General features: G+C 64.3%; 13 protein-coding genes. 1 reads left to right on the top strand and 12 read right to left on the bottom strand.

What is annotated here, in order from left to right:
- Positions 1-49: 49 nt before the first annotated feature.
- The 12 genes from ACMO9O_RS05595 to ACMO9O_RS05650 form a co-directional block, all read right to left on the bottom strand.
- Positions 50-1,225, bottom strand: coding sequence for an alginate lyase family protein (locus ACMO9O_RS05595; protein ID WP_418982725.1), 1,176 nt, complete (start codon positions 1,223-1,225; stop codon positions 50-52).
- 72 nt (positions 1,226-1,297) lie between these two features.
- Complete coding sequence (locus ACMO9O_RS05600) at positions 1,298-2,050, bottom strand: SDR family NAD(P)-dependent oxidoreductase (RefSeq protein WP_418982726.1); 753 nt, start codon at positions 2,048-2,050, stop codon at positions 1,298-1,300.
- A gap of 203 nt (positions 2,051-2,253) precedes the next feature.
- Positions 2,254-3,705: an MFS transporter gene (locus ACMO9O_RS05605; RefSeq protein WP_418982727.1), complete on the bottom strand. Its 1,452-nt coding sequence runs from the start codon at positions 3,703-3,705 to the stop codon at positions 2,254-2,256.
- 19 nt (positions 3,706-3,724) lie between these two features.
- Complete coding sequence (locus ACMO9O_RS05610; RefSeq protein ID WP_418982728.1) at positions 3,725-4,069, bottom strand: cupin domain-containing protein; 345 nt, start codon at positions 4,067-4,069, stop codon at positions 3,725-3,727.
- Positions 4,070-4,097: 28 nt separating this feature from the next.
- Complete coding sequence (locus ACMO9O_RS05615; RefSeq protein ID WP_418982729.1) at positions 4,098-6,305, bottom strand: alginate lyase family protein; 2,208 nt, start codon at positions 6,303-6,305, stop codon at positions 4,098-4,100.
- On the bottom strand, positions 6,302-8,572 hold the full coding sequence (locus tag ACMO9O_RS05620; RefSeq protein WP_418982730.1) for a chondroitinase-B domain-containing protein: 2,271 nt from the start codon (positions 8,570-8,572) through the stop codon (positions 6,302-6,304). The genes ACMO9O_RS05615 and ACMO9O_RS05620 overlap by 4 nt, the downstream gene beginning before the upstream one ends.
- Before the next feature lie 10 nt (positions 8,573-8,582).
- Complete coding sequence (locus tag ACMO9O_RS05625; RefSeq protein WP_418982732.1) at positions 8,583-9,956, bottom strand: polysaccharide lyase 6 family protein; 1,374 nt, start codon at positions 9,954-9,956, stop codon at positions 8,583-8,585.
- Between the two features lie 93 nt (positions 9,957-10,049).
- Positions 10,050-12,041 carry an IPT/TIG domain-containing protein gene (locus ACMO9O_RS05630; protein WP_418982733.1) on the bottom strand — a complete coding sequence of 664 codons (1,992 nt, stop codon included), beginning with the start codon at positions 12,039-12,041 and terminating at the stop codon, positions 10,050-10,052.
- Positions 12,042-12,055: 14 nt separating this feature from the next.
- Positions 12,056-13,756, bottom strand: coding sequence for an IPT/TIG domain-containing protein (locus ACMO9O_RS05635; protein ID WP_418982735.1), 1,701 nt, complete (start codon positions 13,754-13,756; stop codon positions 12,056-12,058).
- A gap of 13 nt (positions 13,757-13,769) precedes the next feature.
- Positions 13,770-15,275: a RagB/SusD family nutrient uptake outer membrane protein gene (locus ACMO9O_RS05640; protein WP_418982737.1), complete on the bottom strand. Its 1,506-nt coding sequence runs from the start codon at positions 15,273-15,275 to the stop codon at positions 13,770-13,772.
- Positions 15,276-15,286: 11 nt separating this feature from the next.
- A complete protein-coding gene (locus tag ACMO9O_RS05645; protein ID WP_418982739.1) occupies positions 15,287-18,439 on the bottom strand; it encodes a SusC/RagA family TonB-linked outer membrane protein in 3,153 nt (1,050 codons plus the stop codon).
- Between the two features lie 527 nt (positions 18,440-18,966).
- A complete protein-coding gene (locus tag ACMO9O_RS05650) occupies positions 18,967-19,839 on the bottom strand; it encodes an enoyl-ACP reductase FabI (protein ID WP_418982740.1) in 873 nt (290 codons plus the stop codon).
- 330 nt (positions 19,840-20,169) lie between these two features.
- On the opposite strand from ACMO9O_RS05650, the gene ACMO9O_RS05655 reads away from it, so the two are divergent.
- The gene (locus ACMO9O_RS05655; RefSeq protein ID WP_418982741.1) at positions 20,170-22,689 is read left to right on the top strand and encodes a glycoside hydrolase family 88 protein; all 2,520 of its coding nucleotides are present in this window, start codon (positions 20,170-20,172) and stop codon (positions 22,687-22,689) included.
- The last annotated feature ends 5 nt before the right edge of the window (positions 22,690-22,694 follow it).

A 22,694-nucleotide genomic window follows, 5' to 3' on the forward strand; every position in this document is an offset into this window, starting at 1 on the left:
ACTCCTACTTTACAACGCTCCCCGCCCTAACCGAGCGGGGAGCATCGCATTAATTCACTAAGAAGCAGATCATCCTCACATCCTGCGGCACGCCGTCGCGGCAGCCGATCCGTCGGGCCGCCTCGACCCACTCCGTGCGGCCCGACGCCTGTCCGGCCTCGTAGAGCAGCGCCGCCCCGCGGCCCCGCTCGAAAGGCTTGATCTGCCGGTGCGGCCAAGCGTCCGGGTGCTCGTAATAGGGTGCAACGAACGCCAGCGCCCGCTGCACTTCGGGAAGGGTCCACAGGTCGTAACCGCTCTCCAGCGCGACGTTGCGCGCCACGGAGAGGGCTTCGAGCGCAAAAGTCGTGTAGTGCAGCGAGAGGGTCCGCGCCAGCTCCTCGGGCAGCGAACCGTCCGCGGCGACCTGCCGCGCGAATCGGGGCGCAAGCGACCGCTCGGCGATCTCCCGGACGCGCTCCCGCTCTCCCGCCGCCGAAGCGGCCATGATGCGGATGGCGTCGTACCACAAGCCGTGGTTGTTGGCCGCGGCGAACTCCTTGCGACCGTTGACGCTGTGCTCCAGCCAGTAGAGGAACGCCCCGGCCCACGCTTTCAGCTCCGCACGGTCCTCCGCCCGCCACGCCGGCGAGGCTTCGATCAGCCGCGCCGAGCAGAGGGCGTATCCCAGCCGCCGGCCGTCGATGATGCCCGTACCGCGGATGCTCTTCCGCCCCCGAATCAGCTGCGCATAGGTCAGGTTGGGATTCATCCCCCGCTCCGGGTCGAGGAACCACGCGCGCAGCAGCTCGGCGCACTTCGCGGCGTAGCGCTCCTCGCCCGTCACTCGGTACAACAGCCCGAGCGTGCGGGCCGCCTTGCCCAGCCGGTCGGCACTCTCCCGCTCGGGACAGTCGTACACCTCGGGGTTGCGCTCCCCGTCGCGCCGGGCGTAGGGCAGACCGTCGGCCGTCGACGGATCGGGCCACCAGTAGGGCGAGAGGGTCATGTAGTCGCGTGCATCGCCGCTGGGCGGCAGCACCGTCTTGTCCGCCACGGTCGCCGGGGTCATCGCCAGCAGCTCTTCAGCCTGCGTCTGCGCCTGAGCGACGGCCTCGACGGCCCGCTCGTCGCCCGCCCGCCACGCCGCCGTGAGCCGATCCGCCTGCGCGGCATCGAAAAGATATTGCGCCGCAGCCGGAGCCGTCAACGACGCGGACAAAAACAGAATCAGTATTCGTTTCATGATTCGGGTAAAAAAGGGCGGAGCGCACGCATCACGCGGCCTCCGCCCTCGGGTTGAACGTTGCCGGACGCCTTACGAGAAGAGCGTACCGCCGTTGATGTCGATATTGGTTCCCGTGAGGTAGCTCGACTCGCTGCTGGCCAGGTAGCAGACCAGATCGGCGACCTCCGAAGCCTCGCCCTCGCGGCGCAGCGGCGCGGTGTTGTGGAGATTCTCGCGCGCTTCGGGCTTGGTGAAGCGGTCGTGGAACGAAGTGTTGATCATGCCCGGAGCCAGCGCGTTCACGCGGATACCCTTGGGGCCGAGTTCCTTGGCCATGGCGCGCGTGTGGCACATCACGGCAGCCTTCGCCGCGGCGTACATCGAAGCGCCCGGACCGCCCCCGTCGCGTGCGGCCTGCGACGAGAAGTTGACGATCGAACCGCCCTCGGGCATCATCGGAACCACCTCGCGCGTGCAGAGGAAGACCGAACGCATGTTGACGTCCATCAGGAAGTCGTACCACTTCTCGTCCTGCTCGGTGATCTGCTTGCGGCCCACGATGCCGCCCACGACGTTCACCAGAATGTCCACCTTACCGCCGAACGCCTTGCCGGCCTCCGCGAAGAGCTTCTTCACGTCGTCGGCCTTGGTCATGTCGCCCTGCACGGCGATCGCCTCGCCGCCGTCGGCCTTGATCATCCCGAGCGTCTGCGCCGCATCGTCGGGATTGTCGAAATAGTTGAGGCAAACTTTCGCGCCCTCGAGCGCCAGTTTCACCGAAATCGCACGACCCAGGTCGCGCGCACCGCCCGTTACGACGGCGACTTTTCCAGTCAGTTTCATTACTTGATCTTTTATTTAAAAGGTTAAAAACATTTATCCGTTGCTCGGGTTCCGCCTTCAAATGCACCGTTTTGCCGCGAAGCGGCACGCAAGACCCTGCCTGAGGCGGGGGTTTGGAGGTCGGTCAGGCTCGTAAACGCAGCCAGCGGCCGCGAATACGGCATCCGACATCCGGGACCCGATTCATAATTTGCCATGCGTCATTACCTGTTCTGCTGTTCGATCCGTCCGCCGAACAAAAATACGCACACGAGACTTGCCGGAACCAGCGCCGCACCCAGCACGAAGAACTGCGTCCAGATGCCGCTTTGCGTGAGGTAGGGAACCAGCAGGATCGAGACGATCGTACCCAGCACCGCCGACGCGCCGCCCAGTCCGGCCAGCGATCCGACGGCCTTGCCCGTCTGCAGGTCGCTCGCCAGGGTCTGAATGTTGGTCATCACGAACTGGTAGCCGCCCAGGATGAAAGCCATCATCACCACGGCCATCATCGGCGACGAAGCCACCGCGGCCAGCGCCATTCCGGGAATGATGATGCAGCCGCCGACGATCATCGCCGTCTTGCGGGCGAAATTGACGCTCTTTCCGCGCGCCATCAGCAGCCCGGAGAACCAGCCGCCGGCCACCGAGCCGATCGCAGCGCCCACGTAAGGAACCCAGGCCGACATGGCGATCTGCTTGATATCCAGTCCGAATACCTCGATCAGGTAGATCGGCAGCCACGTGACGAACATCCACCAGATTGGGTCGAGGAAGAAGCGGCCCAGAATGACCGCATAGTTCTTCCGCTCGGAGAGCAGCTGTCCCCACGACTTGGCCGTGTCGCACGATACACGGCATTCGGGCTGCCCCGTGAGAATGTATTCACGCTCCTTCTCGGTGATCCAGGGGTGCTCCTTGGGTCCTTTCTTGTTGATCAAAAGCCACGGAATCACCCACAAGACACCCAGCGAGCCGACCACGACGAAGGTCGTGCGCCAGCCGAAGGCCAGAAAGAGCACGGGAATGAGCACCGGCGCGATGACCGAGCCTACCGAAGCCGCCGCGCCGAAGATGCCCTGCGCGAACGCGCGCTCCTTCTGCGGAAACCACTCGGCGTTGGACTTGGTCGTGCCCGGCCACGGACCCGCCTCGCCCAGTCCGAGCATCACGCGGAAAAAAGTGAGCGACTTTAAGCCCGTCGAGAGCGAAGCCAGCGCGTCCGCACCGCCCCACAACAGCGCCGAGAGGGTGAAGCCGCGGCGGGTTCCGATCCGGTCGTAGATGCGGCCCGAAAGGAGCTGGCTCACACCGTAGGCCACCATGAAGAACATGGTGATGACGGCCAGCAGGTTCTTGGCCTGCCGCTGCTGCTCCTCGGCGGGGGCCGCGGTGTCGATCAGTCCGAGGTCCTTGGCGATGCCGCCGTGGCGCACGTACTCGATCGCACCGTCGGGCAGCGCCGTCACCCGATCGGCGGCAAGCGTCGTCCGCTCGCCGTCGGCGGTCACTTCGTAACGCCCGGCCGCCTCGTCGTAGGTGTAGTCGCCCGCCGGGCAGACGACCTTCGTATTGGCCACCCACATATAGTTGAGCGTGCCGCGGTCGAGGTAGTTGATGATGGTCACCAGCGCGATGAGCGCCAGGACGATCCAGCGAAGTCCTTTGATTTTCATTCGGGTCGGTCGGTTCGGGTTACTTTTGCAGGAAGTCGGCGCGGTGGGGCGAGAACGTGTCGATCAGGATGCCGCCCTCGATGCAGCGGCAGCCGTGCACCACGTCGGGCTCGATGTAGAAGCCGTCGCCGGGACCCAGAATCTGCTTCTCGCCGCCGATGGTCAGCTCGTAGCGGCCGCTGACCACGTAGGAGACCTGGCTGTGGAAATGTTCGTGCGTCGAAGCGACCGCGCCCGTCTCGAATTTGACCTTGACCACCATCAGCTGGCCGTCGTATCCCATGATCTGGCGGGTGATGCCGGGAGCGGGATTCTCCCACGGAAGCTCTTTCTCGAACTGGAAAGTCGCACTGCGTGTCTTCATTTTTTTCGGAATTTTATCGGTTATACATTCAGTTCATGCTCAAGTCGTAGGGTCCCGTCCAGGTGAAGGTCCCCTCCGGGGTTTCGACGCGGTGACGCGCCGCGGGATCGGCCGTAGCATTGGCCAGACAGAGCACCACGCGGTGTCCGCCCGCGTATTCGGCCACGGCCACCGTGTAGTCGCGCGTGTCGCATACGAGCCGCACGGCGCGGCACGAAGCGGTCAGGTTGTCCGACTGCTCGACCTGCAAATCGTAGGTTCCGTGGCTCTCGAGCGACGAAAAGAAGGTGTGGTCGCGCCGCCCCCGTTCACGGACCATGAACGTCCGGGCATGGCGCAGGTTGAAGTCGGGATCGTTGGCCCCGGTGACCGCCAGCACCAGCTCGCTCGCCGGGGTGGTAGCGGTCGAAAGGCTGTAAAAGCGGTCGCCCTTGATCCAGGTGAAGCAGCTCGTACCGCTCTCCGTGTTGCGCCCCGCGGCCTGACGCCAGAGATGCTGGTAGCCGTTGGCCGATCCGAGGGTCGTCATCGCCGTCAGCGCCCGTTCGTAGGGGAAATTGAGGCTGACCAGATGGCCGTCGTACCACATCGGGTAGTCGTAGCGGTGCTCCGCGTCGCTCTCGGCGCGCAGCACGTCCAGAATGAGCGGGTATTGCAGGAACGGCGTGGTCACATAGGCCACCGTGCGCTGCATCGCAACGCCCTCGCAGGCGTTCGTCTCGCGGGCCGAGACGATCTGCATGTCCTTGCGCGAAAAATCGGCGTAAAGGATGTCCGAATGATGCTTCATCGACTCGGCGTAGACGCCCCCGAAGTGCGACGCCTCGTCCACGACGAGCGTGTTGTGCGCCACGGTCTGCATGGCGAACGACTTGTTCTCGTGCGTGTAGTGCCCCTTGTACTTGGCCTCGATATTCAGCCAGCGCGCCGCGCCGTAGTCGCAGAGCACTTCGTTGCCGTTGTCGTAGTAGGCCAGCGTCAGCTTGTCGAAGTGGCCGTGGCTCAGCCCGTGCGAGGTGGCCTTGAGCGTGAGGGCGCTGTTGAGCGCCGGGTCGGTCGAGCGGATCACCGCTACCCCGCCCGCATCGCCCTCGCGGCCGTCGCGGTAGAGGCGGCTCACGAAGCGCAGCGGCTGCGCCTCGCCCCGGGCGATGTCGCGCGCCACGCGGTAACCCGCATCGGACGGGAGCACCCAGCCCTGATAGCGGGCCGCCACGTCGAGCAGCATCTTGTCCGTCGGATCGGCGTTGTAGGCGATGTTGACCGCATAGACCAGCTCCTGCGCGTCGTACCCCTTCTCCAGCGCGTCGTTGAAGCGCATAAAGCGTCCCTCGTAGGCGAGCTGCAGCAGCGTCGAGACCGCCTTTTGCAGGATGTGGTCGCGGTAGGCGAAGATATCCAACTGCGGCCGGTTATGCGCGATGCACTGGGCGAAGACCATAAAGGGCCAGATGGCGTAGCGCTGGTAATAGGCCCCTTCGGTGAAGTAGCCGTCGGGCGAGAAGAGGTAGTCGAGCTGCCGGATGAAGCCGCCCTTGCGGCCCGTGCGGTCCGAGCCGTACAACGCGCAGTCGACCAGCGCATCGTCGCCCATGACCATGCCGATCATGCCCACGGCCGAGGTGGCCCAGGTGGCATGGTTGTGCATCTTGTTGAATATCTTGTTGTTTTCGCGGTTGCCCTCCATGCCGTTCATCAGAAAGTCGGCCATCGGACGAAACAGGTTCCGCTCGACCCGCTCCCGCTCCGAGGGGGTCATGTAGTCGTACACGCAGTCGTAGGCCATCGCCGTATGGACCAGCCACACGCTCTCGTTGAGCGTCTGCCAGAAGAGGCGGCCCGGACTTTTCGACAGCGTGACGGGGTGGAACCCCAGCGTCGGGTAGAGTTCGGCGTAGGCCGCCAGCAGGTCGGCCACGCGGCGGGCGTAACGCTCCTCGCCCGTGAGCTGCCACGCGATGCCGCAGTCGACCATCCGGTAGTAGTTGAGCTTGTGGCGCTCGTGCGTATAGCCGCCGCCCCCGTCGCGGGGCACGGGGACTTCAATCCGTTCGCGCAGCGCCGCATCGGCCCCCGCGATCGTGCGGTCGATCGAGGCGTCGAACGCCGGGACCTTGCCCCGGTCGGCACGCATCTGCGCCACCCCGCTGCGCGTGAGCATCAGCGAGGGGTGCTCGCCGGCCGCTGCCGTAAGCAGCGCCAGCGAAAGGGTCAGGGTCAGCAGGAGTCGTTTCATCGCAGGTCGTTTTTCGCGGTTCCGATTCCCAACTCGGCCAGCCGGCTGCCGGGACGCTGCGTGAAGTCGAGCGCCGCGGCGTCCGCGTAATCGGGTTCGAGGTCGTAGAGCGCCCCCTGCACGGCACGGCCCGTCATCGAGAGGATGCGCCCGGCGTTGTGGAAGTTGCAGTCGGCGATGGAGACCTTCTCCCAGGTGGCCTCGTCGAGCCGCACCGAGCAGCCGCCGCGGCCGCTGTTCGAGAAGTTGCAGTCCGAGATTTCGAGCACCTGCGGCCCGATCAGCCGCACCACCGAACCGCGCTCCTTGTTGCAGCAGTCCTCGAAGTTGCAGCGGCGCACGGCGACGTAGGGTCCGGCGGTCGATTCGTCGCTGCCGCCGCGGTAGATGTTGATCGGAAGGCCCAGAATACGGTAGAACGCACAGTTTTCGATCACCATATCGTCGGCATTGTAACGCCCCTTGTCCTCGCGCTCGGCGGCGTAGTTGATCGCATCGCCCGAGAGGTTGCGGAACAGCGAATTGCGGATCTCGACCCGCCCGGCGAAGGTCGCCTGCGTCCCCTTGACGGCGAAGAAGCCGCCCTCGCCGAAGTCCGCGAACTCGCAGTTGTCGATCGAGAGGCTGTAGGGCCGGATCATCTCCTGCGCCGTCGAAATACCCGCCTTGGCCAGCGCCTTGCCGTCCTCCAGCACGCCCGAGAAGGCGATGCCCGCGATATGCAGTTCGCCGCCGTTGGCGATGGTCACCATGTTGTCGCCCTTGCGGCCGTTGAAACGCACCACGGGGCGCGCACCGTTCCCGACGGCACGGATGGTGAGCGGCACGCGCACCACCATCGCCCGCGCAATCGGATAGTCGCCGCCCGCATCCGTCAGCTCGATCACCGAACCCGGTTCGGCCCGGTCGACCACGGCAGGCAGGTCCTCCCCGGAGCGGACCGTGTAAATCCGCTCGACCGGGTTGCGCACCTCGCTGCGCGGCGCATACCACGACGCGCCCTTTCCGGCGCGCAACCGCGCCTCGGCCGGCAGCACGGGCAGCTGCGGGGTCACGGTCTCGAAGCCCTCGGAAGCATAGTCGCCCGCCAGGCGGACCCGGTTGTCGCGGAAGGTGAAGCCGTCGGTGCGGTCCACGGCGATGTAGGGGGCTTCGAGCTTCCGGTTGACGATCGTATTGCGGGCGAATAGGACCCGTTCGGGCGCCAGCGTGCGCTCCAGATCGCGGCCCGTGCCGAACTCGATGTTGGAACAGTCGATGAAGGTATTGTCCGTGATGGCGACGTCCTCGACCAGACAGTAGCGGTTGGGCAGCGAATTGGGCACGGCGTTCATCACCGCCAGCGCCGAGAAGAAGCGTGTGCCGGCCAGCCCGACGAGCGTGTTGCCCACGACGGTATGCCCGGCGTTGACGATGCGGATGCCGCCCGTGTTGCGGATGCCGTTGCCGATGAAGAGGTTCCCCTCCACCCGGTTCCGGTCGCCGTGGCGCAGCGCCAGCACGCCCTGCGATTCGAAGAAGACATTGCGGCGGATCACGTTGTCGCTCGATTTGATCGACACCACCTCCACCTCGCCGTCGCAGCGGTCGAAGAGGTTCTCTTCGATCAGCGTGTTCGAGGAGGTGTAGGCCTGCTGCGAGGTTCCGACGCGGATGGTCTCCGCCCCGTTCGAGCCGTAGACGGGCCGCGGTCCGAACCAGTTGTGGTCGATGCGGTGATGATTCCGCTGCGAACGTTCCTCGTTGAGCATCACGATCAGCGTGACGCCCAGATTTAGCTTGCCTGTCAGCGTGCAATGGTCCACGCGGTTGCGGCGGCCGTAGAGCAGCACGTAGCTGTACGCCGCATCGCGCCGCGCGGGGTTGTAGTTATCCACCGCGCACTCCGTCAGGCGGCAGTCCTCGGCCACCTCCCGGCCGTTGCGGAATTCGATCACCGCGCCCGACGGGGCGTATCCGTCGCGGAAGTGCAGGCCGCGGATCTCGATCCACTTGCCCGCGAAGCGGAGCGTCGAAGCGCCGCCGATCACCACGCCGCCCGGCGTTGCCGCCTCGATCACGACGGGGCGTTCTTCGGCGCCCGCGCCCGACCAGCGCAGCTCCATATCGGTATAGGTACCGTCCTCGACGACAATCCGGTCGCCCGGCTGCGCCGTGCGAAGCGTTTCGGCCACCGCCCCAAGCGTTACGCGGTATTCGCGGGCCGCAGCCGGCATGGTCAGCAACAGCGCCGCAGCGGCTCCCAATATCAGTTTCAGGTTTCTCATGGTTCTAAGGTTATTCGGTTTTCCACGCGCAGCCCGCCCCGCTGCGGATCGCCTCGACGGCCGCCGCCACGTCGGGTTTGGCAGGAGCGGACGTTGCGGCGGGGAGCGTGAGGCCGCTCTGTTTGCAGTCGTAAAGCACGTTGTCGCGCCACGCGATCTGAGGCGCGGGCGTCGCCGCGCACGCCACCATCGAGGAGACGACGGTGTTGTCGGCGATAGTCGTCCCCACGACGGGCATCACCTGATCGCTGCCGGAGGAGGCGTAGTTGACGTTGAAGGCGTACTTGCAGTCGAAGATCGTGTTGTTGCGCACCTGCGCGTTCTTCACCTGGAAATAGCCGCTCAGCGCGGGCGACTGCTGGCCCCGCACCAGGCAAATCGCCGTGCGGTAGCCGGTGCCGGCCAGCCCCTCGAAGTAGTTGTATTCGACCGTATGATCCTCGCCGATCAGCCGTACGCCGCCCGTGCCGTCCATGCCGTTGCCGAAGAAGTAGTTGCCCGTTACGGTGCAGCCGTTGCCGTGGCGCATGGTGAGCGTTCCGCGGCACTCGACGAAGAGGTTGCGGCGGTAGAGGTTGCCGCACGACTTGTTCGAGACGATCTCGGCCTGCTCGCCGTGGCAGTGGTAGAAGTAGTTCTCCTCGACGGTGCAGGCGGCCTGCTGCATCGAAAAGTCGCTCGTACCGATGCGGATCGTCTCCTGCCCGTTGATGGCCTTGCCGTCGCTCCCGTAGAGGCTCACCGGGCGCGAGAAGCTGTTGCCCGCGATCCGGTGGCGGGGCGTCGTACCCGTTTCGAGCCAGACGACCAAGAGGCAGCCGATGTTGCGCTTGTCGCGGAAGGTGCACTCCACGACCGAGTTTTCCGAGCCGTAGAGCGACACCCATTTCGTGTCGGTCGCTGCATCCTCCGGGGTGTTGTCGCCCGTGATGGCGCAGTCGCGCAGCACGCACGCCGCCGACCCTTTGGCAAAGGTCACCACCGCCTTGCCGCCGACCGGCACGGGGTCGCGCCACCAAAGGCCGCTCACGACGAGGTGTTCGCCCGCCAGGTTCAGGCGCGACTTACCCGTAAAACGGACGCCGCCCGGCGTCTCGGCGCGCAACTGAACGGGATTCTCCGCCGTGCCCGCACCGCGCAGCTCGGCCTGCACGTCGGCGTAGCTTCCGTCGCGCCAGACGACCACCGTGCCTGCCGCAAGCGTTCCGAGCGCTTTCAGTTCGGCGGCCGAAGCCACGTATTTCACCGGCTGCACGACCGGCTTCTCGGGCTCCTCGGGCTTCTCGGGCGCGGGAGGCGTCACGGGATCGGGAATCGTGAAGTCGCTCCCCGAGCACCCTACGGTCTGGACCAGCAGCAGCGCGGCCAACAGGATTTTTCGCATCGTGTTTCGTTTTTTACGCTTCGGGAAGCGCCGCCGCCCGCACGGGCGGCAGCGTTCCTTCGGCGTCCCCAATTACTAACTTAAAACCGTCAGTTATTCGTTGATCGTCTTCGACCAGTAGAAGTCGAAGCGGATATGGCCCGAGCGGTCGGCCACGGCCTGTCCGGTCGCCGGATCGGCGCAGGTGACCTCCCGCACGTAGAGGAAGCCCTGACGGCGGACATCCTCCGCGGAGGCGGGTTTTCCGCCCGCCAGCCCGTGCGCATGGTTGATATACTGCACCACGATCACGCTGCCCGCGATCCAGGCGCTCGACGATTCCGCAGCGGCCATCGCCGGTGCGGCCGAACCGCCCGGCTTGCCGTATCCGGTAACGCTCTCCACGGAGCCGTCCGCGATGGCGGCTTTCAGGGCGTCGTCGTCGGTCATCACGCGGAAGTAGAAGATCGGCGTGCCGTAGGCCGACGGCAGGGCCGTCTTCGAATCGCCGTAGAAGTGGTTCTTGAGCTGCGAGGAGGAGTTGGCCGGGGAGTTCAGCGCCAGCTTGTTGCTCGACGACGCGGAGAAGAACAGGTAGGGCTTCACCCCGTAGTAGGAGGCCGCATCGGTCCCCGCCGCGAGCTTTTGCGCACCCGCGATCAGCGAGTTCGAACCGCTCTTGGCGTAGGGATCGATCCCGTTCTCGTACCACGCATCGGCCGAAATGACCTCGCCGTCGTCGGGCAGGAAGAAGGCGTGCTCGCGGTTGAAGTCGGGATAGGTGCTCTTCGAGTTCGATCCCAACCCGATCCGAAGGTCCTTGTAGCAATAGAACGGATAGACTTTCGCCGTGCCGAAGTCGGCCGCGTCGCCGCCGTTGTAGATGGCCGCGACGTTCACGACGGTCGCCTCGGAGAACGTCACCCCGTCGGGTACGACGAAGCGCAGCTGCGCATCCGACGCATCCCCGGCGAGCGCGGCCGCCACGCGGCGCTCCTCGCCGTCGTTGTAACGCAGTTCGATCGCCTCGACCGCCGTCAGGTTCTCACCTGCCACGGTCACGGTCTTGGCCAGATAGAACCTGTTGTCCGCACCGCCGTCCTCGGCCGTCATCGACGTGGCCGCCGGAATGAGCACCTCCTGCGAGTGGGTCGTATCGAGCTGCCAGGCCGCCGCGAGGGTCACGCTTTGCGCAGGCTCGCCGTAGCGGGCCGTCAGCGCCCGGGTCTGCACGGCAGGCGTCGCCTCCTCGATGGTCGCGGGGAAACGGACGGTCATCGCTTCGGCGCTCTGCGCCACGATGCTCAGTTCCTCTTCGCCCCACAGCACCGCCGTGATGCGGTCGAGGTTCGCACCCGTGAGCGTCAGTTCATCGCCCAGCACGGCGGGCTGCGTCTGCGCTTGGAGGGCATCGAAGCGCGGAATGTGCAGCGTGAAGGGTTCGTCGCCCGTCACGTCGATCCGGTTCGTGCCCCACTCCGCGGCGATGGCCACCGCATTGTCGCCCGGGGTGTAGTCGCCCGCCGGAACGAGGAACTTCACCGTCGCCGCGGCGTGCTCCGTAAAGTCGGCCGCCTCGACGGTCTGCGTCCCGAAATGCACGCGCGTGATCTGCTCGAGGTTGCGGCCCGTCAGGGTCACCTCGTCGCCCACGCACCCCTCTTTGGGTTCGTAACCCGAGATGAGCGCATCGGTTACCGGAATGGTCACGAAGTAGTCGTAATCGAAGATCACGGCTCCGTCCAGATCGAATACCTTCAGCTTGACGGCATAGGGCAGGTCGTTCTGCGCATAGTCGAGCGCCGGAATCCGGAACTTGATCTGCTTGATAGTCTGCCCGGTGAGCTCGGTCGGCTGATCGTCCATCGTAACGGCGCCTACCCGGTCGAGGTTGAAGCCCTCGGCCGTCACTTCGGTTCCGACGTAGGCCTTCACCGAGCCGCTCTCGTTCGACAGCGGCGAGAGGGTCGCGGGGTTGACGGCGGGAATATGCCGGGCGTCCGACGCATCGATGAATCCGCCGCGGTCGTCGCAGCCGCCCGCCAGAAGCGCCGCACCGACGGCCAGCGCCGCGAGAATCGGAAATCTTTTTATCTTGAGGTTCATTGCGTTTGCGGTTTTTAGTATTTGTAGTCCTCTTTCTGCCAGTAGACGTTGTACGTAACGTCGCTCAGGGCCGGGGCCACGCCGTTCAGCGGGCGGTAGTTGGCCGAGACGATGTGCACGAAGCCGATCCGCTTAACGTTCGAGAGCGCGTCCTCGGTCATCCCCTTGTGGTTGTAGTAGAGCACCAGCAGGACGGCATCGACGGGCGTGTCGAGCGACTCGACGCCGGGTGTGAAGGCGTTCGGCGCCCACACGCTGCTGTTCGAGCTGCCGGTCGGGGTCTTCAGGTTGATGCCCGCCACGGTCTTCTGCTCCAGGTCGATCGGGAAAGTCGTTTCGTCGATCACCTCGAAATCGAGCCGCCGCACGCGGTCGGCCAGCGCCTGCTCGTTGGGAGCCGCCGGATCGAGGTAGCGGAACGTCAGCGCGGGCGTGCCGTAGCCGTTGCCGGGCAGCAGGCGGTAGGCGCTGTTGGAGTTATTCTCGAACGAGAAGTTCTTGAGCTGACCGCTCGAGCCTGCCGGCGAGTTGATCTGCAGGGTGCAGTAGTTGGCCGTGCCCTGCGTTCCGGTGTTGCCGTTGAAGAAGAAGTAGGGGTTGACCGAGTTGTATTCGGCCTCCGTCACGCTCGGGATGTTGTTCTTCGAGCAGGTGGCGCCCAGCTTGGCGTAGGAGACGGGATCGACCTCCGTGCGCCAGCGGTTGTTGTGGTAGACCACGCCGGTCTCGGGCGAGAAGAAGCTCTCCAGCCGCTGACAGCCGTAGTTCTGGCAGAAGGTGGTGATCCCCTCCCAGATCTTCATCCGCAGCACCGTGGCGGGGATCGTCTCGCGCAGGGTCTTCGATTCGAAGTCGTCGAAGTAGTCGATCGCAAGGCTCGTGGCGTTCTGCTCGCCCTCGACGAAGCCGTCGACCATCGGTACGGTGAACCGCAGCTCCGCAGCGCTCTGACGGGCGATGTTGGCCTCGACGCCGCCCACCTTGACGGCGGTGATCTGGTCGAGGTTTGTGCCCGTGAGCGTGGTGATGCGGCCCACGATCAGGCGGTCGAACGCCAGCGCGTCGGGCGTGGGAACCAGCCGCACGATCCCGATCTCGGGAGCCTCGGCCAGCGGGGTCTCCACCTCGTCGTCGGCCTCCATGTAGCGCAGCGTAATCTTCGCGCGCTCGGTCTCGACATAGGGCACGCGGACGACCACCTCGGCGGCGTCCTGGCTCAGAATCTCCGCCTCGCGCCCCTCCGAAGCGCCCTCGGGCGTCAAGATCACCGTGCGGATGACGGCCATGTATTCGCCCTTGAGCGTCAGGGAGCCGAACATGTCGGTCTTCTCCGGCAGCTCTTCGACGCGGATTTTCGGCACGGGGAAATTGACGGTCAGCGTCCCCGCCGATTCGGTGCGGCCGACCGAGTTGGTCAGCACGATCTTACCCGTGCGCGCCTCTTTGGTCGCCACGATGGTCATGCGCGTGTTGGAGACGCGTTCGAGGATGGTCACCTCGCGGCCGCCGATCGTGGCGGCGGAGACGGCCTGCAGGTGCTGTCCCGTGATGACGATGGGCGTATCGTTGCCCGAGAGGGCCTCGGTGGGAGTGAACGACTCGATCACGGGGGCCTGGGGCACGTACTCCTCGACGTAGGTGTCGGCGCAGCCCGCACCGGCTGCCACGAGGCAGGCGGCGGCAAGGCCCCGGATATGGTTTTTCAGACTTTTCATAAGGCGGAATCGATTAGTAACCGACGTTCTGTGCCACGTCGGGGTTGATGTTGATGACCGAAAGCGGGATGGGCAGCGCGGTCTGCCACTCCTGGATCGCCTTCACATAGCCGTAGGCCGAGTAGAACGTGCTCTCTTTTTCGAGCAGGTACGTGTTGATGGTCTCGGTGGCGATGCCCCAGCGTTTGAGATCGAAGAAGCGCTGGTTCTCGAACGCCAGCTCCAGGCGGCGCTCCTCGCGCAGGGCCGCGCGGAACTGGGTCATCGACCCGAAGTCCGTCGGCGCATAAGCCGGGATGCCGGCCCGCTCGCGCGTCATGTTGAGGTATCTGACCGCCTCGGGCGTGGGCGTACCCTCGCTCTCGGCCACGGCCTCGGCGTAGAGCAGCAGCACGTCGCCCAGCCGGATGACCGGCCAGTCGTTCTCCCCGTCGTACTCCGTGAGCACGGGCGAGAGGTACTTGGTCACGTAGCGGGCCATGACCCACTTGTCGGTCGTTTCGTTCCAGTAGCGCTCCGAGAAGCTGACCGCGATGCGCTTGTCGTCGGGATTCTTCTTGAAGACCGACACCAGGTCGTCCGAGGGGTAGTTGTAGTGCTTGGGCGAGCCGATGATGACGTTGCCGCCGTTGTTGAGCGGGCCGAACAGGCCGCCGAACGGCGAACCCAGCCCCTTGTTGCCCGCCGTATAGCGCACGGCGAAGAGGATTTCGGGGTTCATCTCGTTGCGGATCGAGAAGACCTCTTCGTAGGGGACGAGGTCCTGACCGCTCTGCGGATTGCCCGCCGCGGCGATCACCTCCGCAAGCAGCTGCTTCGCGGCGGCGTAGGGCGCCTCACCGGGGGCGTAATAGGTCATGTAGACTTTAGCCAGCAGCGCCTTGGCGGCCAGCAGGGTCGCCCGGCCCCGGTCGGCCGCGGGGTAACTCTCGGGAAGCATCTGCCCGTCGACGATCCCCGTCAGGTCCTCCTCGATCAGGGCGTAGATCTCGTCGGACGAGGTGCGCTGCATCACGCGCGACTCTTCGGGGGAGAGCTTGCGGGTGACCTTGAAGACCGGGCCCCACAGACGCACCAGGTTGAAGTAGTTGAGCGCCCTGAGGAAGCGCGCCTCGCCCTCGTACTGCGCCCGGAGCGTCGGATCGTCGACCACGCCGACCCCGGCGATCACGTCGTTGGTGCAGGCGATCGCGTGGTAGGCCGCCGTCCAGTAGCGGTCGACCCACGCATGGGCGCTCAGCACGGTATTCTGGTCGAGCTGCTCGATGAGCTTGGTCTCCGACGAGGAGGAGTTGTTGATGCGCATGCGCGTATTGTCCGAACGCAGCTCGGTCATCGCCCACTCGTAGTAGAGCACGTCGTGCATCGAGCCGTAAGCGCCCATCAGCAGGCTGTTGACGCCGGCGGCGTCCTTGACGTAGCCGTCGACCCCCGGCTCGGAGTAGACTTCGCGGTCCATCTCGCAGGCGACGAGCCCGGCGGCCGCAACGATCGGAAGAAGGTATTTCAGCAGTTTCATGGCGTCGCGTTTTAGAAGTTAAGATCGATACCGAAGGTCACGGTCGAGGTGAGGGGGAAGCCGCCGCGCTGGTATCCGGCCACCATCGGGTTGGCGTAGCTGCCCGAAGTCATGCGCGACTCGGGGTTGATGCCCTTGTAGTCGTCGCTCCAGATGTAGAAGAGGTTGTTGCCCGAAGCGTAGATGCGCAGCCCGCTCAGGTGCAGCTTGTTGGCGATGCGCTTGGGGAAGGTGTAGCCCACGGTCAGGTTGCGCAGACAGACGTACGAAGCGTCCTGCAGGCCGTAGTCGGTGAGCATCATGTCGGTTCCCAGTTTCTCGTAGGGGGTCTTCCCGCTGCCCGGGTTGTCGGCCGAGAGCCAGCGGTCCTTGATGTAGGCCTTGTTGTAGCGCATGGTCTCGTTGTAGTAGATGTCGCCGTTGAAGACCGTCACGCCCTGCACGCCCTGGATGAGGAACGAAAGGTCGAAGTCTCCGATCTTGAACGTGTTGGTCATGCCGTAGGTGAACGACGGATAGGGATTGCCCAGCGGCATGCGGTCGTCGTCGTTCAGCACCCCGTTGCCGTCGTAGTCGAGGATGCGCAGACCGCCCGGCACGTCGGTCGAGAAGTGGGGATTGGCCTCGATCTCCTCCAAAGAGTTCCAGACGCCGATGGCCTTGAAGCCGTAGTACTGGATAAGCGGATCACCCACGCGCGCCAGGTAGCTCTCCGAGCGTTCGCCCTGCGTGATGACCTGCTTCTCGCCGCCGATCTCGAGCAGCTTGTTGCGCGAAAGCGAGAAGTTGACCGAGGTCTCCCAGCTGAAACGCTTCGAGCGGAAGTTGTAGGTGTCCAGCTGGAGTTCGACGCCCGCGTTGCGCACGCGGCCGATGTTGTTCCAGTGCTTCGTGTAGCCGGTGAACGACTGCATGGGCTGCGCGAACAATAGGGCGCGCGTCTCGGAGTAGTAGGCGTCCAGCGTGAGGTTGATGCGGTTGTCGACGAATCCCGCGTCGAGACCGAAGTTGAACTCGTCGGTCTGCTCCCACGTGATGTCGCGGTTGGCCAGCACGGCGGCCGGAGCCACGCCCGGCTGGAGCGTTCCGGTTCCGTCGCCCAGCACGTAGTTCTGGCTCTCGTAGACCTCCAGCGCGGCGTTGTAGTCGATACGGTTGTTACCCGTCACGCCGTACGAGGCGCGCAGCTTGAGGTTCGAAAGACCGTGTTTCCCCTTGAGGAACTCCTCCTCGGAGATGCGCCAGCCCACCGCCACCGAGGGGAACCACGCGTTGCGGTGGCCGCCGGCGAAGAGCGACGAGGAGTCCAGACGAATCGAGGCCGAAAGCAGGTAGCGGTTGTCGAAGGCGTAGTTCACGCGCGCCAGGAACGACTGCAACACCACGTCCGGGTAGCGGAACGTACCCGTTCCGGCGCCGTTGCCGTTGTTCGACGAGGCGAGGTTGAAGACCGTGGCGGCGTTCAGCGTCTCGATGTCGTCGGTCGGGAAGCCCGTACCGGTCAGCGCCACGCGCTGCACGCGGGTCGTCTCGGCCGTGTAGCCGACCAGCGCCTCGATGTCGTGGCGGCCGAAGGTGCGATGCCAGTCGAGCGTGTTTTCCGTCAGCAGATCGACGTACAGCGTGCTGAAGAAGGTCGCGTTGCTGGCCTCGCCGTCCTTGGTGGCGTTCTGCCGGGCGAAGTAGTACTGCGGCGAGTAGCGGACGTTGAAGCCGTTCGAAGTCTTGAACTGCAACCCCTTCGCAAGGTCCGCCGTGAGGTAGATGTTCCCCTGCCCCGAGAAGGACTCGTTCCAGCGCTTGGTGTTCGACATGACGCTGCGGGGGTTGTTGTTGGCCGACTGGAAGGGTTTGGCCGTCTCCCACTCGGGGTTCACCCCGTCGGTAGGACGCGTCGGCGTGGAGATGTCGTTGAAGTGGCTGCCGCGGGCGAATCCCGTGTAGCCCGTCAGCGCCGAGGTCCAGTCGTTGTGGTAGACGGGCAGGAACGAGGGCGTGCGGTAGAAGTCGATGAAGTTGTTCTTGGGACGCGACGCCTTCTGGTAGGTTCCGGCCAAATTCACGCCGAACTTCACCGCTTTCGACAGGTCGACGTCCATCTTCGTGCGGAAGTTGACCTTCTGCACCTCGTTCTGGAGCATGATGCCCTGATCCTTCGTGTAGGCTCCCGAGGCGTAGTAGCGGAACGACTTCTTGCCGCCCGTGAGCGAGAACTGGACGTTGGTGATGCCCGCCAGGTCGCGCAGCGCCTCCTTCTGCCAGTCGGTCGAGCCGATGTTCTGCTCGATCCACGAAGCGGCGCGGTAGTTGGCCGCCGGCACGAAGTTCGAACCCATCGCGCCCACCGACTCCTGCCACTCCAACAGGTGCAGGTGCTCGGTGGTGGTCAGCAGGTCATGCAGCTCGTAGGCCCACTTGAGACCCTGCGAGAACTTCACGGAGTATTTCGCCTTGTCGGCCGTGCCGCTCTTGGTGGTGACCATGATCACGCCGTTGGCCGCGCGCGAACCGTAGATGGCCGCCGAGGCGGCGTCCTTCAGAATTTCGATCGATTTGACGTCGGAGGGGTTCAGGTCCTGCAAGCCGTCGGGCACGGGAAATCCGTCGACGATGACCAGCGGGGCGCTGTCGGCCGAGATCGAGCCCGTACCGCGCACGCGGATCGTCGGGGCCACGCCGACCTCAGAGGTGACGTTGTTGATGTTCAGACCCGAAATCTGCCCTTGCAGGGCGGTGGTGATGTCCGAAACGGGACGGTCGGCCAAAACGTCGCCGCCGATCTTCGAGATTGAACCCGTCAGGTGCGACTTCATCTGCGTGCCGTAACCCACCACGACCACCTCGTCGAGGGTCGAAGCCTCCGGCTCCATCTTCACGTCGATGACGGTCTGCTGACCGACGGGAACTTCGACTTTGCGGTAACCGACGTAGGTAAAGACAAGCACCGTGTTACCCTCCGGCACGGAGATCGAATAGGAGCCGTCGATACCCGTGGCCGTACCGGTCGGGGGGGGGTCCTTCGTAACGACGGTAACGCCTACCAGCGGTCCCTGATCGTCGGAAACGACACCTTTGACGGTGTGTTTCTGCGCGAAGGCTGTCGCTGCGCAGATCAGCAGGGCCGATAGGGTCAGCAACGACTTAAGAAGGTAATTCTTAGCCATAAGCAGTTTTAAGTTATTAGGTTTAGTCAGTTGGTTGTGTGGCGGTTGGCCACGGCTGAAACCGGTTTTTTGGTAAACCAATCTGGTTTACCAAAGTGGTTAACCAATTTCAGAACTCGGACAAAGGTAACGAAAAGTTCCGGACAAAAACAAATTTCCGGACTGTTTTTTTCATCGCGCGGACGAATATTTTCACCGGATGCCGGAAGCGGGAATTGCCGGATTTTCGGCAGAGGTCGCCCGATCGGTCTTTGGGTTTGCGTTCGCATTATCCCGATTCCGATCGCGGTGTTTTGCGGCTTTAGCCGGCGGGCCGCAGCCTTAGGCAGCGGAGGCCCGCATTAGCGTTCCTCCGCAGGCTGCCGCCCGAATTTCTCTTATTCAACATCTGCGGCGCAGACGCCGGACTTGGAACGGTGAGGGAACAGCGAGCAAACGGTGAGGTCGGTAAACGGGCGACGCAATAGAGCCACAAAAAAAGCGGAAGCACAACGCTTCCGCCCTTAATCAGCCCGTCAAACCAAAAATTACTGCTCCTCCGGTGCTCCGAACGGGAACTGGTTCGCGTGCACGTCCTCGAAGCGCATCCCCTTCTCGTAGGTGCGCATGGCGCGGCGCGACATACCCATCGACGAGAAGCCGCCGTCGTGGTAGAGGTTCTGCATGGTCACCTTGCGCGTCAGGTCGGAGAAGAGCGTCAGCACGTAGTCGGCGCAGTCCGTCGCCGAAGCGTTGCCCAGCGGGGACATGTTCTCGGCGAACGACATCAGATCGCCCATGCCCAGCACGCCGCTGCCCGCCGTGGTCGGGGTCGGCGACTGCGAGACGGTGTTGATGCGCACGTGCTTCTCGCGGCCGTAGATGTAGCCAAAGCTGCGGGCGATCGATTCGAGCAGCGCCTTGGCGTCGGCCATGTCGTTGTAGCCGTAAAGCGTGCGCTGCGCGGCGATGTACGACAGGGCCACGATCGAACCCCAGTCGTTGATGGCGTCGCGGCGGCGGGCCACCTGGATCGCCTTGTGGAACGAGATGGCCGAGATGTCGAGCGTCTTCTGCAGGTAGTCGTAATCCAGGTCGTCATAGGTGCGCCCCTTGCGGACATTGGGCGACATGCCGATGGAGTGGAGCATGAAATCGAACTTGCCCCCGAAATGTTCCATCGTCTTGTCGATCAGATTCTCCAGATCGGCCACGCTGGTGGCGTCGGCCGGAATGACGATCGTATTGCATTTTTCAGCCAGCTTGCTGATGGTTCCCATGCGGATCGATACGGCAGTATTCGTCAGGACGATCTCGGCGCCCTCTTCCACGGCGCGTTCGGCCACTTTCCAAGCGATCGACTGTTCGTTGAGCGCCCCGAAGATCAGGCCCTTCTTTCCTTTCAATAAGTTGTATGCCATCGTATTTTGGATTAAAAATTCGGGCAAATGTAACAAAAATTTTTCAAACCGCCTACCAGCCCCGTTCCGACGCCCCACACCGGGCCCGGGACATGACGCCGGTCGGAGACCGAAAACCCGCTGTTTTGACACCGCGTCACCGCCTCTCCGATCGTCTACAAACCGGCGTATAATACCCTAAAAAGCCCTGTTTTGCGCCTTTCGCCGAACACGAGGCCCGGTCCGCATTCTGATTTTATACTGCTCCAAATGATGTTGTTAGGCTGAGTGTTATGATTCTTCGGGAGCGATTCCTAATTTTGTGCAGAACCAAACCCGAACTACTTACCTATGAAACGCTTCCTTTCCGCCCTGGCGCTGCTGCTGGCAGCGACGGCCCCGGCCGATGCCGCCGTCAAGATGCCCGCGGTATTCTCCGACAATCTGGTGCTGCAACAGCAGACCCGCATCAACATCTGGGGCAAAGCCGATCCCAAAGAGAAAATCGCCGTCGTCCCCTCGTGGGACGGACATATTTACCGCACCGTCGCCGGCCGCGACGGCCGCTGGCGGCTCACGCTCCAAACGCCCGCCGCATCGACCGGGCAGCAGCTGACCGTTTGCGGGCAGGACACCGTCGTCATCCGCAACATTCTGATCGGCGAAGTGTGGCTCTGCTCGGGTCAGTCGAACATGGAGTTCCCGACGGCCCGCGACCCCAAAACCAAGTGGAAGACCGGCATGGTCGATTACGACGAACAGATGCGGCGCGCCGCGTTCGACAACCTGCGCCTGTTCCGTGTCGAGCACCAGCTGGCCCCCGACGGCGAAATGGACGACTGCGAGGGGCGCTGGGTGGTCTGCACCCCCGATAATATCAGGGAGTTCTCGGCCGTGGGCTTCGTCTTCGGCCGCGAACTGCACGAACAGCTCCGACAGCCCGTCGGCCTTATCCAGGCCACCTGGGGCGGCACGCACGCCGAATCGTGGACCCCGATGGCGGTCATGGCCCGCAACCCGCTCTACGACGACGTGCGCGCGGAGTTCGCCCCCGCGAAGATCAAACGCGAAAAGGACTGGTGCAAGATACCCGCCACGCTCTGGAACGGCATGATCCGTCCGATCTGCCCCTACACCGTCAAGGGGTGCGTATGGTATCAGGGCGAATCGAACTCGGTGCGCGCGGAGAAGTACCAGCAGGTCTTCACCAACCTGATCGAGGCGTGGCGCAAGGCGTTCGGAGCGCCCGACATGCCCTTCTACTTCGTGCAGATCGCACCCCACTACGGGCAGCCCGCCGCCATCCGCGACGCGCAGTTCCGCACCTGGCGCGCGGTGCGCCATACGGGCATGGCCGTCATCACCGATGCGGGCGACTCGACCGATATTCACCCCCGCAACAAGCAGATTCCCGGCGAGCGGCTTGCCCGCTGGGCGCTCAACCGTGACTACGGACGCGACATCCCCTGCGAAAGCCCCTACCTGCTCTCCACGCGCCGCGAGGGCAATGCTCTGGTGGTGAAGTTTGCCAACGCCGAGGACAGCCTCCACCCCGCGGACGGGGATTCGGTGATCGGCTTCCTCGTTGCCGGCGCGGACCGCCGCTTCTACCCCGCACGGGCCGTCGTCGCGGGCGACGAGGTGCGCCTCACGGCCGAGCAGGTCCCCGAACCCGTCGCCGTGCGTTACGGCTGGGGCAAGTGGATTCGCGTGAACCTTTCCAACGGCGCGGGGCTTCCCGCCGTGCCTTTCCGCACCGATACGTGGGCTGCGGAGAGCTACGCCCGCTGGTTCGCCGACTCGGAGATGCGCCGCTTCCCCGAGGCGTGGCAGCTCGACCACGGCAAGCGTCTCTTCTTCGGCTATGCGCAGGGCGTGGGCTGCTGCGCCATGCTCCGTATGTGGAAAGCGACGGGCGACCGCCGCTACTTCGACTACGTGGAGCGCTGGGCCGATTCGATCATCGACGACGCGGGGGAGATCCACCGCTATGACCTCGCCTCCTACAACCTCGACTTCATCAACCCGGGCAAAGTACTCTTCGACTGCTACCGCCAAACGGGCAAGGAGAAATACCGCAAGGCGATGGACCGCCTCGCGGGGCAGATGCGCCGCCATCCGCGCACGTGCGACGGGGCCTACTGGCACAAGCTGATCTACCAGCACCAGATCTGGCTCGACGGTCTCTACATGTGTTCGCCCTTCCTGGCGCAGTACGGCGCGGAGTTCGGCCAGCCGGAGTGGATCGACGAAGCCGTCCGGCAGATCAGGCTGTGCCACGAGCACACCTACGACCCCGTCACGGGTCTTTATTACCACGCCTGGGACGAGAGCCGCACGCAGCGCTGGGCCGACCCCGAGACGGGGCATTCGCCCAACTTCTGGGGCCGTTCGATCGGCTGGTGGTTCATGGCGCTGGTCGACAACCTCGACTTCATCCCCGAAGACCATCCCGACCGGACCTACGTAATCTCGCTCGTGCAGGGGCTGGCCGACGCGCTGCCCCGTTATCAGGACAAAGCCGGGCTGTGGTATCAGGTCCTCGACTGCCCGACGCGCAAAGGCAACTTCCCGGAGGCTTCCGTCACGGCGCAGCTCATGTACGCCTACGCCAAAGCCGTGAACAAGGGCTATCTCGACGCCTCCTACCGCCAATACGCCGAAAAGGCGTTCGAGGGCATCCGCCGCAAGCTGCTGGGCGAAAATGCCGACGGCACGCTCACCCTCACGCGCTGCTGCGCCGTGGGCGGGCTGGGAGGCCACCCCTACCGCGACGGCAGCTTCGAATACTACATCGGCGAGCGCATGCGCGACAACGACGCCAAAGCCACCGGGCCCTTTATCATGGGCTGTCTCGAACTGGGCAAATAACCGAC

This window comes from Alistipes sp., from assembly GCF_048465635.1.
GTDB lineage: Bacteria > Bacteroidota > Bacteroidia > Bacteroidales > Rikenellaceae > Alistipes.